Source organism: Klebsiella sp. Q2 (genome assembly GCF_009900705.1).
GTDB classification, from domain to species: domain Bacteria; phylum Pseudomonadota; class Gammaproteobacteria; order Enterobacterales; family Enterobacteriaceae; genus Klebsiella; species Klebsiella quasipneumoniae.
The window spans coordinates 165884-181195 of the sequence record NZ_JAAABE010000001.1; the positions used below are offsets into that span (position 1 = coordinate 165884).

Genomic DNA, 15312 nt, shown 5'->3' on the forward strand with positions numbered 1-15312 from the left:
TCGTGAGTTGTCTTAACGACCTGTAGGCCCTCCCTGCGCAGGTCGTCACGCCGGGCCAAACACCGAGACGCCGGCGCAGAGGAGGTATCGCCTTTAACGATTAAACGCCCAGCTGGCCCCGCTGGTCAGCGCCCGCTCGAAGGCGGGACGGCCGGGGCCCGCCAGCCAGCCGGCGAAGGTGTGCAGCTGCGGATGCAGCTGGCGCATGGCGTCGAGGTCGGCGTGCCCGGCCAGCCGCCCGTCGTCCACCAGCCCGGTCAGCTTGTGCAGAAAAGGGCTGGCGGCCAGCACCTCATCGGAAAATCGCGAATAGGGGATCGGCCGTCCCGCCGCCGCGGAGAATAACGCCTCCAGTTGACGGCCGGTCACGCTGTCGCTGGCGATCTCGAACGTCTTGCCGGCAAACCGCGCCGGCGCGGCAAAAACTGCCGCGACTAGATGGCCGATATCCTCCACCGCCAGCACCTGCATCCTCCCCTCTGGCAGCATAAAAAAGTGAAAATGACCTTCATCAAGGCCAAAACCGGGCATCACCAACAGCTCCATAAAGGTGGCGGGACGCACGATGGTCGCCGCCAGCGGCAGGCGGCGGATATGCCGTTCAATTTCCGCTTTGGTGTCATAATGCGCTACGCCGGTGGGCGTCTCCCCCGCCGCGCTGCCGGAGCTGTACACCAGATGCTTCACCCCGCACTCGACGGCGAGGTCGGCGATGGTTATCCCGTAGCGTACCTCCTGCTCATCGGTCACCGTCCCTCCCGGCGAACTGGGCTGGACGCTGAAGACGCCGTCGACCCCGGCCATCGCCGCCCGCATTGTCGCCCGGTCTTCAAAGGTGCCCACGACCAGCTCGGCTCCCCGCGCCGCCAGCGCGACGGCCCCGGCGGAGAAAGGATCCCTGACCAGCGCTCGTACCCGCCAGCCGCGGTGCAGCAGCGCCCCCGCCACCGAGCCGCCCTGCTGGCCGGTGGCGCCAAAAACCAATAGGCTCTGGCCATTATTCATCACCGTTCCCCCTCGTCTGCAGATCGTTGTCCGGCGTCTCGCCAGCGATTCTCCCCTGGCCTGTCTTCCTCCAGCCAGCCGCAGGAGGATCCGGGGAAATGGCCGGTGAACCATTGGGCATGATGGCTTGCGCACCATGCCATCATCTCCCGTCGCGAGCGTTCCGCCTGCCGGGGATCGCCGCAGAACGCCGAGTTCCAGTGCGGATGGGTAAACTGGCGCGGGGAATGAAGAAGATCGCCGGAGAAACAGGCGTAGTCATCGCCAGAGGAGAGGATCAGCGCGGCATGGTCAGGACTGTGGCCGGGGGTAGGGATAAAGGCGATCCGTCCGCCGAACTGCGGCCTGGCCGCCACATCCACGATCTCCAGCTGGCCGGCCTCGATCACCGGCAGCAGGCTGTCGAGCCACAGTGCCCGGTAGCGTTCGCTGTTCTTCACCCGCGTCAGCTCTTTTGCCGAACACAGATAGCGCGCGTTGGGAAACAGCGGCGCCCAGCGATCGTCCTGCCAGACGGTATTCCATCCGACATGGTCGGTATGCAGGTGGGTCAGTAGCACCAGGGTCACGTCCTCCGGGTTCACTCCCGCGGCGCGGAGATTCTCCAGATACGGCGTGTTAAGTTGATGATAGAGCGGATTGCCGCCGCGCTCCCGACCGTTGCCGGTGGCGGTATCGATAACAATCAGATCGTGGGGAGTCTGTACCACCCAGCTGTGGATCGACAGCGCGATTGGCTGATTATCGGCGTCCGCCTCCGTCGCAGGGAACGCTGCGGGATAGAGCGCCGCCGGCTGCAGGCTAATCTCGCGCTCCGGAACTTTGAATATCAGGCTGTCGCCTGTCTGGTAAGCTTGCATCACTCCCTCCGCGCGCATTGCGCTGGTTGATTTATCGGGGTGATATTCACTATGCTGCCGGGATAACCCACATTCAAATTGATTATTATAATGAAGAAAATCATTGAAAATGATTTTAGTCGTATCGATCTGAATCTGTTGACGGTCTTGATGGTGCTGTACCGCGAAGCCAGCGTCACCCGCACCGCAGAGGCGCTGCATCTTGGCCAGCCGGCCATCAGCGGGGCACTGAAACGGCTGCGCGAGATGTTTGACGATCCACTGTTCGTGCGCAGCGCCAGAGGCATGCTGCCGACGCCGCGGGCGCAAGCGCTGATGACCGAGCTGCAGCCGCTGATGGAACACCTGCATTCGGCAATGTTTGGCGCCGGGGAGTTTTCCCCCGCCAGCGCCCAGCAGCTTTTCCGCGTCGGCCTCAGCGACTGGAGCGAACACTGGCTGATGCCCCAGCTGTTACCCGGACTGATGCAGGAGGCGCCCGGGGTGTCGCTCCAGACACTAGCCGCCGACCCCTTCCAGGTACGCCAGCTGTTGGAGGAGGATCGCATTGATGTCGCGCTATCCCTCAACAAACAGAGCCGCGGGGAGATCGTCAGTGAACCGGTGATGAGCATGGGGGTGACCACTCTCTGGTCGCCACAGCAGATCCCCTGCCGCGGGCCGTTGTCGGTGAGCGACTTTGTCGCCTGGGAACATGTGATGGTGGCCTATCGCGAAACCGGCCACGGGGAAATAGACCGCCAGCTCGCCAGTCAGGGACTCGCGCGGCGCGTGCGCTTTGCTACGCAGAATTTCTCCACCTTTCCCCTGCTGCTGACCACCCTGCCGCTCTTCGCCACCGTCCCCCAGGGGCTGGCGCAGCGCTGGCAGGCGCAGTATGCCCTGCGCGCGGACGCCCCGCCGGTGGCCTACCCGGAATTTACCCTGTGTATACTGCGTCACAAACGCCGGGCGCAGGATCCGGCGCTGAACTGGCTGATAGCGAGGATAAAACAGGCCATGCGCGGACCATAGCGGGAGCGAATGCCACCGACATCAGGCCTCGCTAAGCGGGGGTTGCAGAACGCGTCTGCTCCAGTCATAAAACGCGCGTACCGCCGGCGGCAGATAGCGGTTTTGCGGATAGACCAGCGACAGGGGAAGATCAGAAGCGGCCTGCTCCAGACAGGCGACCAGCGCGCCGCTCTGCAGATAAGGTTGCGCCAGATAGCTGGCGACGCGGATCAGGCCCAGCCCCTGAACGCCGGCCTGGATATAGGCATCGGTATCGTCGACCACCAGCGTCTCCTGCATGCGGATCGCGCAATCGCCGTCATCGAGGGAGAAAAGCCAGTCGATGGTCCGCCCGGTACGGTGGTTCAGGTAGCCCACCGCCCGGTGCTGGTGCAGATCGTCGATGCTCTGCGGCCGGCCGTGGGCCGCGAGCCAGGCCGGCGAGGCGAGGACCATCCAGCGGTAGCGGGCCAGAGGACGCGCCACCAGGGTGGTGGAATCTTCGATTTGTCCGCTACGGATCACGCAGTCGAATCCCTCCTGGATAATATCATCCACGTTGTCGCTTGAGCAGAGGATCAACTCCAGGTCGGGATACTGCTGCAGAAACTCGCCGATCCTTGGCAATACGCAGTGCCGGGCAAGAGATTGCGGCATCCCCACCTTGAACCGCCCGGCGGGCTGGGCCGAGCGGCCGGGAAAGGAGGCTTCCATCGCCGCCATCTCGGCCAGCAGCCGTTTACACTCCGCGTAATACCGGCGTCCCTCGGCCGTCACGCTGAGCTTGCGGGTGGTGCGCTGAAGAAGCTGCGCCCCCAGCCAGGCTTCCAGCTCCTTCACTACCCGCGACACCGTTGAGCGCGGCTGCCCCAGCACCTCCGCCGCCCGGGCGAAGCTGTGGGCATCCACAACCGCAACATACAACTGCATGGCATCCAGTCTGTCCATTTCGTTCTCCACTGGCGGTTATTATCCCATTAAGACGAACAGTCTAACCCGAAATCCTGTTCTTATCGAATGATGCCCACCCCCCTACACTGAGCCTGTAGCCAGTCAATAAAAGGCTTAACTGAGTAAGGAGTTAAAATGAAATCTGATAATCTTAACCACGAGGAAAAGGTATTGGTGCTGGGAGCGGGACAACTGGGCGCCGCCGTACTGGATGCGCTGGTACCTGCGGTGATCCAGCGCCAGGGCGCGGTCTCGGTTATCGTCTCGCCGGCGGCCTGGGATGAAGCCGGCCAGCTGCGGTCGGCAAACCACCGGGCGCTGGCCGACGCCGGGGCCACCTTTCTCGCCGTCGACATTGCCGGTAGCGACATGGAGACGCTGGCTGGTCAGTTTAGCGGATTCACCACCGTGATTAACTGCATGGGGTTTGTCGCCGGTCCGGGGACGCAGCTAAAAATTACCCGCGCGGTGCTGGCCGCCGGAGTGCCCCGCTATTTTCCCTGGCAGTTTGGCGTCAATTACGATGTGGTCGGCAAAGGCAGCGGCCAGCCGGTGTGGGACGAGCAGTATGATGTCCGGACCCTGCTGCGCGCGCAGCAGGCCACGGAGTGGGTCATTGTCTCCACCGGCATGTTTACCAGCTTTCTCTTCGAGCCAGACTTCGATGTGGTGAATTTATCCACCCGAACCCTTCACGCCCTTGGCAGCTGGGACACCCAGGTGACCGTCACCTCGCCGGCGGATATCGGCCGCCTGACCACCGCGATTTATCTGCATCAGCCGCGGATCGTCAACGAGGTGGTGTTTGTTGCCGGCGAAACGACCTCTTACCGCCAGCTGGCGGAAACTGTGGAACGCGTGACGCAGCAGACGTTCAGCAAAGCCGTTCACACCCTGCCCACCCTGCTGGACCAGCTGCGGACGGACCCGGATAACGCCATGCTGCGCTATCGCGCTGCCTTCGCCCGGGGGGATGGCGTGTGGTGGCCGATGGGCGACACCTGGAATGCCCGCCACCATCTGCCGACCCAGGACATTGCCGGCTGGCTCCAGGCCGCGCGCTGATTTTCTCTCACAGGACAGAATGAAAATGAAGATGAAAAAGTTAATTCCACTGATCGTATTGAGTTGTCTGCTGCCGCTGGCGGTCAACGCCAGAACCATCACCGTCACCGGCGATACCCTGGACAACGCGGAGAGCAAAATTCGCCAGCAGGCCGCCCGCGAGGGCGCAACCGCCTATCGGATCATTGAGGCGCGAATGGGCAACAAAGTGCATATCACGGCGAAAATCTCGGACTAAACCACCGGCGCCAGGCTCAGGGAGGAGCCGCCGCCGGCCCGCGCGGCAGGTCAGGCGCTCATTTTCTCCCGTCGGCGATCGCGGCCCGGCGTCGCACCGTACAGGCGAGCGTATTCCCGGGTGAACTGGGACACGCTGATATAGCCCACCTCGCCGGCCGCCTGGGCAATGCTCATCCCTTCCGCCAGCATCAGGCGGCGGGCGTGGATCAGGCGCAACTGCTTCTGAAACTGCAGGGGCGACAAGGTGGTCATGGCGCGGAAATGACGGTGAAAGACAGAGACGCTCATCCCGGCGGCGTCGGCCAGCGCGTCGACGCTGACTGGCTGCATAAAATCCCGGCGCAGCATCGCCACCGCCCGGCGGATCCGCGCCGAATGGCTGTCTACAGCGCCCAGCGCCCGGATGGCTGGCCCGTGAACGCTCTGCAACAGCCAGTAATGTAGCTCCCGCCGCAGCCCTTCGCCTAACACCGCCAGCGCCCCCGGTTGATCAAACAGCCTTGCCAGCCGATAAGCGGCGTCCGTCACGTCAGCATTCATCGGTTCGATACCGACGCGGGGCGCCTCATCCGGACCAGATGGGCCGGCCTCCTGCAGCTCGCGCAGGATAGCCAGGTCCAGCTCCAGCACCAGCGCGTAATAGGGAAAGCGCTGACTGGCCTCGGTGATCTGGCTGGTGGTGGGAACATCGGCGGCTATCACCATCGCCTCCCCCGGACCGTAGTCAAAGCTTGCCAGGCCGGTGGTCACGCTTTTGCGCCCCTGCAGCAGCATGGCCACCAACGGCCTGGCGATGGCCGCCTGCAGATCGCCGGGGTGCAGGGCCCGCACCAGGGTGATGCCGGGAACCGGGGTGACCGCCACCCCGCTGCTATCGACATGAGCATCGGCATACCGGCGGCAGAGAGCGAAGAGTTCGTCGCGCATAAGATCCTTTCAGGCAAGTTTTAAAGCCTGAGTATGCGCTATTTCCCGCCAGAGGGGAGTGTATGGAGAGGAATGGGCAAAAAATAACAAGGATTGGGCAACCCGGTCTGGTAGGCCCCCCCTATTGTAAGGACTCCACATACCAGAGAGGATCGAACATGACTAAGATTGCACTTATCACCGGCGCCAACCGCGGCCTTGGCCGTCAGACCGCACTGGATATCGCCCGCCAGGGCGGGGACGTCATCGTCACCTACCGCGGCAATATTGAACAGGCGGAAGCGGTGGTGGCCGACATTCACGCTCTCGGCCGCAAGGCCATCGCCCTGCCGCTGGATATGGCGCAGACCACCCGCTTTCCGGCCTTCGCCGACAGCCTGAGCGCTGCGCTGGCCAGCGTCTGGGGACGGAACACCTTCGATCATCTGATCAATAACGCGGGACACGGCGAATTTGCCCCGCTGGCCGAAACGCGCGAGGCCCAGTTCGACGGGCTGTTTAACGTCCACGTCAAGGGGGTGTTTTTCCTCGTTCAAACCCTGCTACCGCTGCTGGCTGACGGTGGACGGATCGTTAACTTCTCTTCCGGACTGACTCGCGTCTCATATCCTGGCTTCTCCGCCTACGCTGCGGCCAAAGCGGCCGTGGAGATGCTGAGCGTGTACATGGCCCGCGAGCTGGGCGGGCGCGGCATCACCGTCAATACCATCGCCCCCGGGGCTATCGCCACCGATTTTGGCGGCGGGCTGGTGCGGGACGACGCGGGGGTTAACGCGCAGTTTGCCGCGATGACGGCGCTGGGACGGGTGGGCGTTCCCGAGGATATTGGGCCGATGATCGCCAGCCTGCTGCGCGACGATAACCGCTGGGTGACCGCCCAGCGGATCGAAGTCTCGGGCGGACAGACTATCTGACCACTCAGGCCGGCAGGATACGCTCCAGCGCCACGCCTGCCAGCCGCACGGTCTCCAGAAGACGCGGGAGGCTATCCCCCTCCCGCGCTTTCGCCGACAGACCAAGCATCAGCGTATCCATATAGTCAGTCACCCGCAGCGCATCCTGCGGGTGATGGCGGGCGATATACTGCTGGATTTTGGCCCTCGCCGCAGCATGCCATTCGCCTGCCGCCACCCGAGCGTCGGCATCCTGACAATGTCCCCCCTCCAGCACCAGGCAGCCGGCGGCGGCCGGATCGGCTACATAGCGTCGAGCCGCCTCCTGCAGCACGGCGATGAGCGACGCCGCCACCGGTTGGTCGTCCTGCAACAGCGTCTCTATGGGGATGGCCCCGGTCTGGCTGTAGCGCTGCAGGACGCGGGTATACAGGCCGAGCTTGCTGCCGAAAGCGGCATAAAAGCTTGGGGGGTTGATGCCGAAAGCCTGGGTCAGATCGGCCACGCTCACCGCGTCGTAGCCTCGCGCGTGAAAGAGGCGCTGAGCCGTTTCAATAGCCTGTTCCGCATTGAACTGACGGGGGCGCCCCGGGGTACGCCCTTGTTTTGTAGTGGTCACTATATTAATCCTTGACAGCCTGTTTTGCCGCAGCATATTGTAATCATCACTACAATATCATGAGGTGCGGGATATGACAGCGTTTCACAACAAATCAGTGCTGGTTTTAGGTGGAAGTCGGGGAATTGGCGCGGCGATCGTCAGGCGCTTTGTCGCCGACGGCGCGTCGGTCAGGTTCAGCTATTCCGGTTCGCCGGAGGCGGCCGAGCGGCTGGCGGCGGAGACCGGCAGCACGGCGGTGCAGGCGGACAGCGCCGATCGCGATGCGGTGATAAGCCTGGTCCGAGACAGCGGCCCGCTGGACGTGTTAGTGGTCAATGCCGGGATCGCCATTTTTGGCGATGCCCTGGAGCAGGACAGCGATGCCATCGATCGCCTGTTCCGCATCAATATTCATGCCCCCTACCATGCCTCCGTGGAAGCAGCGCGCCGGATGCCGGAAGGCGGGCGCATTATTGTCATCGGTTCGGTCAATGGCGATCGCATGCCGGTGCCGGGAATGGCGGCCTATGCGCTCAGCAAGTCAGCCCTGCAGGGGCTGGCGCGCGGTCTGGCACGGGATTTTGGCCCGCGCGGCATCACGGTCAACGTCGTCCAGCCCGGCCCAATTGATACCGACGCCAACCCGGAGAACGGCCCGATGAAAGAGCTGATGCACAGCTTTATGGCCATTAAGCGCCATGGCCGACCGGAAGAGGTGGCGGGCATGGTAGCCTGGCTGGCCGGTCCGGAGGCGTCGTTTGTCACAGGCGCCATGCACACCATCGACGGAGCGTTTGGCGCCTGATGATCCTCGGCGGCGGCGCGCGCTTTGCCACGCCGCTGTCCTGACGTCATGGCCCACTGGATTCATCAGGCCAGGCTGTCGATCGCCATAAAATACGATCTTCGATGAGGATCAGTCTCGCCTCGGGGGACTGGTGCGCTTTGCGGATCCGTCCCCGGCGCCAGACTTAGATAACAAACCTCTCGCGCCACCGCGCCGCCGGGTGCCTCAAGGCTCAGAATTAAAACCCCTTTTCCACGCCATCCCACAGCTGCTGCGGCACGATATTGCCGCGGCGCTCGCCGTTTTTACTGCAGCGTGGTGTGCCCCTGAACAGGACGCTTTTCTGTGGTAACAGACATTAGCATTGGCGAAAAAGTTGCCGTTACCAAAAAAACATGAACCCGGTTACAAGATGCGCACGCCACCGTCTTCAGCATCCTGAGGAGGTCGCATTCTGCGGATCGCCAGGCTATATCTATGACACCTTTCTCCCACAACGAGTAAAAATAATGAGCAAGAAGATCCTGATGCTGGTCGGCGATTACGCCGAAGATTACGAAACGATGGTCCCTTTTCAGGCTCTGCAGATGATTGGCCACCAGGTCGATGCGGTCTGCCCGGATAAAGCCACCGGCGACTATGTGATGACGGCGATCCATGATTTTGACGGAGCCCAAACCTACAGCGAAAAGCCGGGGCACCGCTTCACCCTGAACGCCGATTTTGCCGCGGTGAAGGCCGAGGATTACGACGCGCTAGTGATCCCCGGCGGCCGGGCGCCGGAGTATCTGCGTCTGAACGAGCAGGTGATTAAACTGGTACAGGCGTTCGACGCCGCGCGTAAACCTATCGCCGCCGTCTGCCACGGGCCACAGCTGCTGGCCGCCGCCGGTATTCTGCAGGGGCGGACCTGCAGCGCCTATCCGGCCTGCGCCCCGGAGGTGCGTCTGAGCGGCGGGCATTATGCCGATATCGGTATCGATCAGGCGCATGTTGACGGCAATCTGGTCACTGCTCCCGCCTGGCCGGCCCACCCGCAGTGGCTGGCGAAATTCGCCGCCCTGCTGGCGGAGTAACGCATTTTCTCTGACCAGACAAATGGACTATCGCCGCGCTGGTGCTCTCTTGCTTACCGGCCGGCGGTTTTCGAGCGGCCGTTTCCGCTACAGTCAAACCTGACCAGCTCAGCGATACGCTGGCCGGGTTATCTCCTCGACTCAGATGCGCATTCCCCCGGAAACTTCAATGCGCTGAGCATTAACCCAGCGATGATCATCGGATAACAGCGAGGCGATCATCGGCCCGATATCTTCTGGCACCCCCGGTCGGCCAAGCGCCGTCATGTTCGCCACCGCCTGAGCGACCTGCGGGTTATCCCGCACCACCCCGCCGCTGAAATCCGTGGCGATGGCGCCCGGCGCTACGCAGTTTACCGTGATCCCGCGGCCGCCCAGCTCAAACGCCATATAACGGGTCAGGGTTTCCACCGCAGATTTCATGATCGCATAGGGCGCCCGGTTCGCCATCACGATACGGGTCAGTCCGGACGAGATATTCACAATTCGCCCGCCATCCGCCAGCAGCGGCAATAATTTTTGGCTGAGGAAAAAAACCCCCTTCACATGGATGCGATAAAGCGCATCGAACTCCGCTTCGGTAGCATTCAGAAACCCCATGCCGCTGGCATTGCCGGCATTATTAACCAGGTAATGAAACCGATCGGCCCCCAGCGCCGTCAGCGCCTCCTGAAAGGCGCTGACAAACCCGTCAAAGGTGTCGGTTTCGCCGGCGCTGAAGGGCAGAGCGATCGCCCGCGAGCCCTGAGCTTTAACCCGCGCGATCTGGCATCCGGTGTGTTAACGGAGGTGCTGGCTGATTTTCGCCCTGCCCCCTGCAGCTCTCCCTGCTCTACCCCAGCAGCCGGCAGCTCTCTGCCCGGGTACAGGTATTTATCGACTGGGTGACGGCGCTGATGAAGGACCCCTGGCGCAGCAGGCATCCGGAAGGCTAAAATAATGTTTGCTATTATTTGCGGCTCGTGCGTTAATCGTTAAGTCGATTTACCAGACGAAAAGTTATTATCTAAGTACGTGTTCTCATCTCCAGGCGTTATCCCTGATACCACCTTCCTTTGAGCAGTCCCGTTAGTATTTTGCTTTTTCTGTAAACAGGCCCTGTCAGCCCCCTGTTGGCTCGTTAAACAAGCCCTCCGACTGACCCAATACCCGGCTTACTCCTAAGAAAAATCAGCCGCGTTAATTTCCCTGAAAACGACCATTGTCTTTTCAACAGAACATTACCCATACAAGGTTTACATTATGATTGAACATATCCATTTTAGATGCCCATGCTGCCATGGCTCCCAGTACAGAACGTCCCAGTTTGACGTGACGGAAAAAAATCCCTTTGGTGCGAAATGCATTTTCTGCAAATCGGCCATGATGACGTTAGATACTCTTCGCCCTTATCACCTGGGCGCGCTGTCCACCGCTCAGGCCCAGCCATAAGACGGATGAAGCCGGTGAACGCGGGCGGGAAAATTCCCCCGGGGATTCACCTGGGGGCAAGCTCTGTTCCTTCACCTGACGCGATCGTCGGTGGAATGGCGAAGAACGGCATCCGGCAACGCTTTTATCAGGGTCGTCACATTCTCCCCGGCGCGGGTTTCCACATTAAAATAGTCCACCGCGCGCAGAATAAGCCGCAAACCTCTGCCGCTTTCCGCTAACGGATCGACATCGAAGCGCTCATCGCCACGCGCCAGCGCCAGGCGCTCGGCCGGAAAGACCTCTCCCGCATCAATAAAGCGCAGCGTCACCCGGTCTTCCGTTGCGATAAATTCGACACGAAAAACACGTTGCCGATCCTCATGCAACGCATAGCGAATGATATTGGTGGCCGTCTCACAGACGGCAAGATCGAGCGCGAAGCGCCACTCCTCCCCGACGGGCAGCGGCGCCATTTGTTGAGCCAGCCACGCCGCCAACGTTGATAGCGAGCTGAGTTGGGCAGGAAAATTCATGACGTTATTCACGGGCGCGTCACGGATTGAACTGCGCAAGGGCTGAAGTGCGATCCTCGCAAATACGAAAAATACGATCCATCCTGGTCAGGGTAAACATATTGCGAATGCCGGGGTTCAGCGCGCACAGTGTCATTTCTCCTTTACCGTTCATCATTTTCATCAGGGAAACCAGCGTTCCCAAACCGCTGCTGTCGATAAAATCGATTTTACTGAAATCAACAATCAGATCGGTGCTATCTTCGCCTATCTCCTGGGCGATTGCCGCCTTAAAGGCTACCGCAACGGAAGCATCCAGCCGACGCACCGCCGGCGTCAGGATCGTCACCGAGGCCTGCCGTTCAGTTTCAATTTTCATCACTGTCCCCTGTACGTTCAATAATCAAGAGTGAAACATCATCGGCCATCGCCTGGGTCTCCTGCGCGTCGCCACTGCGCCAGCGGATCAGGTGCCGGGCAAACCGCGGCAGCAGCGCGGGCAGCGGCTGCGTCACGCTGTCCTGCAGCCACGCTTGCAAGCGCGCCTCGCCAAACTGTTCACCGCTCCGGTTTTCACATTCGGTGATACCGTCGCTGAACAGGCACAGCCGCTCTCCCGGCGCCAGCGAAAAACTGACATCTGCCCACGAGAGATGGTCTATCAACCCCACCGGCGCCCCGCCGCTGCCGACCGGGCGGACGGTAGCGTCCGGGCTAACGATAAAAGGCGTGGGATGCCCGGCCTGACAGAGTTTGCCCGCGCCGGTCTTCAGGTCGATGACGCCATAGATCAACGTGAAATAGCTGACGATCTCTGTTTCGTCACTGCAAAAACGACCATTGAGGATCGTCACCACCTCGGCAGGCGACGCCGGCTGGTTGTCTGCCGTAAAAAGAAAGCGCTCAACGGCCCTGCCATGCAAAAACTGGCGGGCGACGGCGAGCGACATCATCGCCGCCCCCACGCCGTGTCCGGAGACATCCACGCAGTAAAATCCGAGACGATCGCCCAGCGGGAAGACGTTAAAAATATCCCCCGACACCCAGGCCGAGGGCAGGAAAATCCAGTCGGAGAAAAATCCCTGATGGCGCAGCTGATGAGCCGGGAGAACCGACTGTTGAATGCGCGCCGCCAGCTCCAGATCCTGTTCAATCTGTCGCAGCGCTTCGCTCAGCCGCGCATTGCGCGCGGCGAGGTCGGCCTCGAGAGAGAGGATCCGCGCCCCGGCGTGCAGCCGCGCCCGCAGCTCGCTCTGCTCTACCGGTTTGCTGAGAAAATCGTCGGCCCCGGCCTCAAACCCCTGCGTTAGATCGCCAGGATCTTCGCGGGCGGTGAGCAATATCAGATAAACGTAGTGACCAAACTGGCGGCGGCGCACTTCCCGGCACAGCGTCAGGCCATTCATCTCCGGCATTTCCCAGTCGCTTATCACCAGGCTGACAGGCTGGTTTTCGAGGATCGCCAGCGCGTCGACGCCGTTTTCCGCCTCACTAACGATATAACCCCACTGCGTCAACATTCGGCTTAGCAGCCGACGATAAACCAGCGAATCTTCAACAATCAGGACGTGCTGTGCCGACATCGCGCCTCCTAAATCGGCAAGAACCAGATAAGGCTGATCGTGCCTTCACGAAACTTGCCGCTGCCGCTGTCATGCCCCGGGTAGCGGGTACCGGCATAGTTGGCATACTGCACAGAGAACGATCCCGGCGTATAGCCCGCGTAGCCAAAGCTGTAACTATAATCGCCATTCCACGGCTGCTGCTGACTACTGTCCGGATACCAGAAGGCAGTGGCGCGCACAAAAAAATGTTGTTTAAAGGTATATCCACACCCCCCAAGCAGCACATTTTTGTTTTTGCGGATATCGTTACTCTCCAGATCGTAATAACGCGGCACCCAGCTGTAGCCTGCCTGGCAGATAATGGCGTCGCCTTTGTTAATCAATAGTGCATTTTCCATCGGCTTCGGCAGCGAAAATTTATACGCCAGGGTAAATGCCCCCTGCTCAAAATAGGTGTGACGCTTGCTGCCCGAGGTCCAGAAGTGGTTATCGCCATAGTTACTGTAAACCAGGCTGAAGGTGTTGGCATGCCAGTCGTCGTAGCCAAAACTATAGCGAAAATCGGCGGTATAGCGGCTGGTGTCAGTCACCGGTAAACGGGATGTCACGTTGGCGAACCAGAAGCTGTAGGGCGAGTATTGCAGGCTAAGATTCAGCGTCTGATTATATTTTTTCTTCTGTTCTGCGCTGTCTGAGCTGTTGGGGACGGTCATCCACTGCTCTTTTAAACCCGAACTAAAGCTCAGCGCTCCCGAAAACACCTTGTCATTCCCGGAAAAAAGCCGTCCCCAGCGGCTGGTAAACACGCCGGCCTGCACCGGTTCACCATTTTTATCACGCAGCGGTTGTGCGTCGTTCTTCTCTGCGCCTTCCGCACCTGCGATGGCGCACCATAGCGCGCAGGCCAGCATATATTTCTCCCGCATTTGCCCTTCCTTAGTTAGGTATCCAGCGTGCGGCGACGCGGTATTTGGCCATCAGCCACAGAACGCCCAGCGCAGCGGCATGGATCAAGGTGTTCACTATCCACGCCTGGCGCCACAGATCGAAGGTGACCAGCTGGCTTACGGCGAGCACGATGTAAACATGCAAAATAAAGGTGTAGAGCGAACGCTGCCCGAGCGGGATCAGGAACCAGCCTGCCAGCCGGTTAAGGGGGCGCCAGCACCAGGTCAATAGCAGATAAATGGTGACCATCAGACTGATATCATTGAGGATCCGTACCGGACCGAGGCCGTTTTTCGCCGCCCAGGTATGGTAAAAGGCGTTAAAATCCGCCGGCGGGATTACGTGCATCAGCAGCGCGGGCGGCATAAAAGGATTGGTATGGTTCTGGGCGACAAACGCAAGGATAAGCGCGATGAACACCAGCGCCGCCACGGCAACTTTGCCGGGCGGCGTGCGGGCGAAAGAGATCAGTTCCGCTTTGTACCAGCCGCAGCACATGCCCAGCACAAAGATAAATTGCCAGGCCAGCAGGGGAAAGGCGAATTCAAATTCGCAGGGCGTGACCCGTACCGGCCAGCGTTGCCAGCAGCCGTAGATCAGCAGCGAGGCGCCCAGTAATGGGTAGACGTGACCCTTTTGCAACATTCCCAGAAACAGCGGGCTGAGCAATAACAAAAAAATATAGAGTCCGAGGATCTGCGTCTGATGCGGGCCAATCTGCAGATAAAGGATAATGTTAAACCACGTCTCTTTTATTTGCGGGGTGAGCGGATAGAGCGACCAACTGGTCCCGGAAAAGCGGTCGGTAAAATGAGTGACTTCATAGACATTAATATAAGGCAAATATCTCAGCAAAAGAAAAGAGACAATAATAATAATATTAACCTGATATATTTTCCATGCGCGAAGATAAAGCCCCCAGCTCACCGTCAGTAATACTGCCTTTTGTAATCTGACACGATTTAGCATCCCTAACATGAAGCCGGACAGGATCACAAAGCCCTCGGCACCGGTGGTCAAACCAAATCGTTCCCAGCTGAAAATATTAAATATCGACATCACTTCGGTATGCGCCACCACCATCATCACAAGAGCAATACCGCGCATAAAGTCGATACGCAGGTCGCGATCCCCGGTCAGAGAGTAACGCCAGGGCATTGATTTATGAGTTTCTTTTTGCGAAATCGCTGAAGCAACCTGGCTCATTAGGGATCCTGCCGTCTACCCTGCAACATTTATTACAAATTATTTAGATAGTGTAGAATGGGCTATCTTGCAATGTTCGTTTTATAAATTCCGCCGGCGTGCATCACACTATGTTAAGTCATCCCGGTGACTATCAGTTCGCGCTGTTGAAATTTTTGCGCCACCATCTACACTCACTTTACTGTTATTTATAAGCCCCTGTGCGTTTTGCAGAACGCCCCCAATCGATAACAGACCTGTCATTCAAACCCAGCGCGGAATCAGGATATC

17 protein-coding genes and 2 pseudogenes are annotated in these 15312 nt (G+C 59.9%); 8 read left to right on the forward strand and 11 right to left on the reverse strand.

All coding sequences use genetic code 11. The features are described 5' to 3' along the window. Positions 1 to 93 precede the first annotated feature (93 nt). Positions 94 to 1005 carry an NmrA/HSCARG family protein gene (locus tag GT756_RS00865; RefSeq protein WP_135698518.1) on the reverse strand — a complete coding sequence of 304 codons (912 nt, stop codon included), beginning with the start codon at positions 1003 to 1005 and terminating at the stop codon, positions 94 to 96. Then, complete coding sequence (locus tag GT756_RS00870) at positions 1005 to 1868, reverse strand: MBL fold metallo-hydrolase (RefSeq protein WP_167878458.1); 864 nt, start codon at positions 1866 to 1868, stop codon at positions 1005 to 1007. The genes GT756_RS00865 and GT756_RS00870 overlap by 1 nt, the downstream gene beginning before the upstream one ends. 87 nt (positions 1869 to 1955) lie before the next feature. Here GT756_RS00870 and GT756_RS00875 point away from each other — a divergent pair, with 87 nt between their 5' ends. Further along, positions 1956 to 2879 (forward strand): LysR family transcriptional regulator, encoded by a 924-nt coding sequence (locus GT756_RS00875; RefSeq protein ID WP_135698514.1) that lies wholly within the window; start codon positions 1956 to 1958, stop codon positions 2877 to 2879. Between the two features lie 21 nt (positions 2880 to 2900). On the opposite strand, the gene GT756_RS00880 is transcribed toward GT756_RS00875, so the two are convergent. Then, complete coding sequence (locus tag GT756_RS00880; protein WP_032455909.1) at positions 2901 to 3806, reverse strand: LysR family transcriptional regulator; 906 nt, start codon at positions 3804 to 3806, stop codon at positions 2901 to 2903. Positions 3807 to 3944: 138 nt separating this feature from the next. Here GT756_RS00880 and GT756_RS00885 point away from each other — a divergent pair, with 138 nt between their 5' ends. Then, positions 3945 to 4874, forward strand: coding sequence for an aromatic alcohol reductase (locus tag GT756_RS00885; protein ID WP_109938421.1), 930 nt, complete (start codon positions 3945 to 3947; stop codon positions 4872 to 4874). Positions 4875 to 4905: 31 nt separating this feature from the next. Next, positions 4906 to 5112 carry a DUF1471 domain-containing protein gene (locus tag GT756_RS00890; RefSeq protein WP_032425994.1) on the forward strand — a complete coding sequence of 69 codons (207 nt, stop codon included), beginning with the start codon at positions 4906 to 4908 and terminating at the stop codon, positions 5110 to 5112. 50 nt (positions 5113 to 5162) lie between these two features. Here GT756_RS00890 and GT756_RS00895 read toward each other — a convergent pair whose 3' ends face one another. After that, a complete protein-coding gene (locus tag GT756_RS00895; protein WP_114506443.1) occupies positions 5163 to 6041 on the reverse strand; it encodes an AraC family transcriptional regulator in 879 nt (292 codons plus the stop codon). Positions 6042 to 6199: 158 nt separating this feature from the next. On the opposite strand from GT756_RS00895, the gene GT756_RS00900 reads away from it, so the two are divergent. Next, entirely contained in the window at positions 6200 to 6955 is a 756-nt protein-coding gene (locus GT756_RS00900; protein ID WP_064183116.1) for an SDR family NAD(P)-dependent oxidoreductase, read from the forward strand. Positions 6956 to 6959: 4 nt separating this feature from the next. Here the strand turns inward: GT756_RS00900 and GT756_RS00905 are convergent, their stop codons facing one another. Further along, entirely contained in the window at positions 6960 to 7553 is a 594-nt protein-coding gene (locus tag GT756_RS00905) for a TetR/AcrR family transcriptional regulator (protein WP_004203957.1), read from the reverse strand. Positions 7554 to 7626: 73 nt separating this feature from the next. On the opposite strand from GT756_RS00905, the gene bdcA reads away from it, so the two are divergent. After that, entirely contained in the window at positions 7627 to 8340 is a 714-nt protein-coding gene (gene bdcA, locus GT756_RS00910) for an SDR family oxidoreductase (protein WP_004203956.1), read from the forward strand. 491 nt (positions 8341 to 8831) lie between these two features. After that, positions 8832 to 9398: a DJ-1/PfpI family protein gene (locus GT756_RS00915; protein ID WP_032446983.1), complete on the forward strand. Its 567-nt coding sequence runs from the start codon at positions 8832 to 8834 to the stop codon at positions 9396 to 9398. 141 nt (positions 9399 to 9539) lie between these two features. On the opposite strand, the pseudogene GT756_RS00920 reads toward GT756_RS00915, so the two are convergent. Continuing rightward, positions 9540 to 10163 (reverse strand): annotated as a pseudogene (locus tag GT756_RS00920) (SDR family NAD(P)-dependent oxidoreductase); the annotation flags it as partial. On the opposite strand from GT756_RS00920, the pseudogene GT756_RS25700 reads away from it, so the two are divergent. Beyond that, positions 10161 to 10338: pseudogene (locus GT756_RS25700) on the forward strand (LysR family transcriptional regulator); the annotation flags it as partial. The pseudogenes GT756_RS00920 and GT756_RS25700 sit on opposite strands and share 3 nt — an antisense overlap. A 302-nt stretch (positions 10339 to 10640) precedes the next feature. Continuing rightward, complete coding sequence (locus GT756_RS00925) at positions 10641 to 10829, forward strand: hypothetical protein (protein ID WP_004183775.1); 189 nt, start codon at positions 10641 to 10643, stop codon at positions 10827 to 10829. Between the two features lie 71 nt (positions 10830 to 10900). On the opposite strand, the gene GT756_RS00930 is transcribed toward GT756_RS00925, so the two are convergent. From GT756_RS00930 to opgC, 5 genes are read right to left on the reverse strand one after another with little or no spacing between them, the layout of a single operon-like run. Continuing rightward, complete coding sequence (locus GT756_RS00930; RefSeq protein WP_004183772.1) at positions 10901 to 11344, reverse strand: ATP-binding protein; 444 nt, start codon at positions 11342 to 11344, stop codon at positions 10901 to 10903. A 19-nt stretch (positions 11345 to 11363) separates the two neighbouring features. Beyond that, positions 11364 to 11702, reverse strand: a complete 339-nt coding sequence (locus tag GT756_RS00935; protein ID WP_004183770.1) for an STAS domain-containing protein — start codon at positions 11700 to 11702, stop codon at positions 11364 to 11366. Next, positions 11692 to 12906 carry a PP2C family protein-serine/threonine phosphatase gene (locus GT756_RS00940; protein WP_032455903.1) on the reverse strand — a complete coding sequence of 405 codons (1215 nt, stop codon included), beginning with the start codon at positions 12904 to 12906 and terminating at the stop codon, positions 11692 to 11694. The genes GT756_RS00935 and GT756_RS00940 overlap by 11 nt, the downstream gene beginning before the upstream one ends. Before the next feature lie 8 nt (positions 12907 to 12914). Next, complete coding sequence (locus GT756_RS00945) at positions 12915 to 13814, reverse strand: hypothetical protein (RefSeq protein ID WP_048294582.1); 900 nt, start codon at positions 13812 to 13814, stop codon at positions 12915 to 12917. Positions 13815 to 13824: 10 nt separating this feature from the next. Next, positions 13825 to 15042 (reverse strand): OpgC domain-containing protein, encoded by a 1218-nt coding sequence (opgC, locus tag GT756_RS00950; RefSeq protein ID WP_115385066.1) that lies wholly within the window; start codon positions 15040 to 15042, stop codon positions 13825 to 13827. Positions 15043 to 15312: the final 270 nt, after the last annotated feature.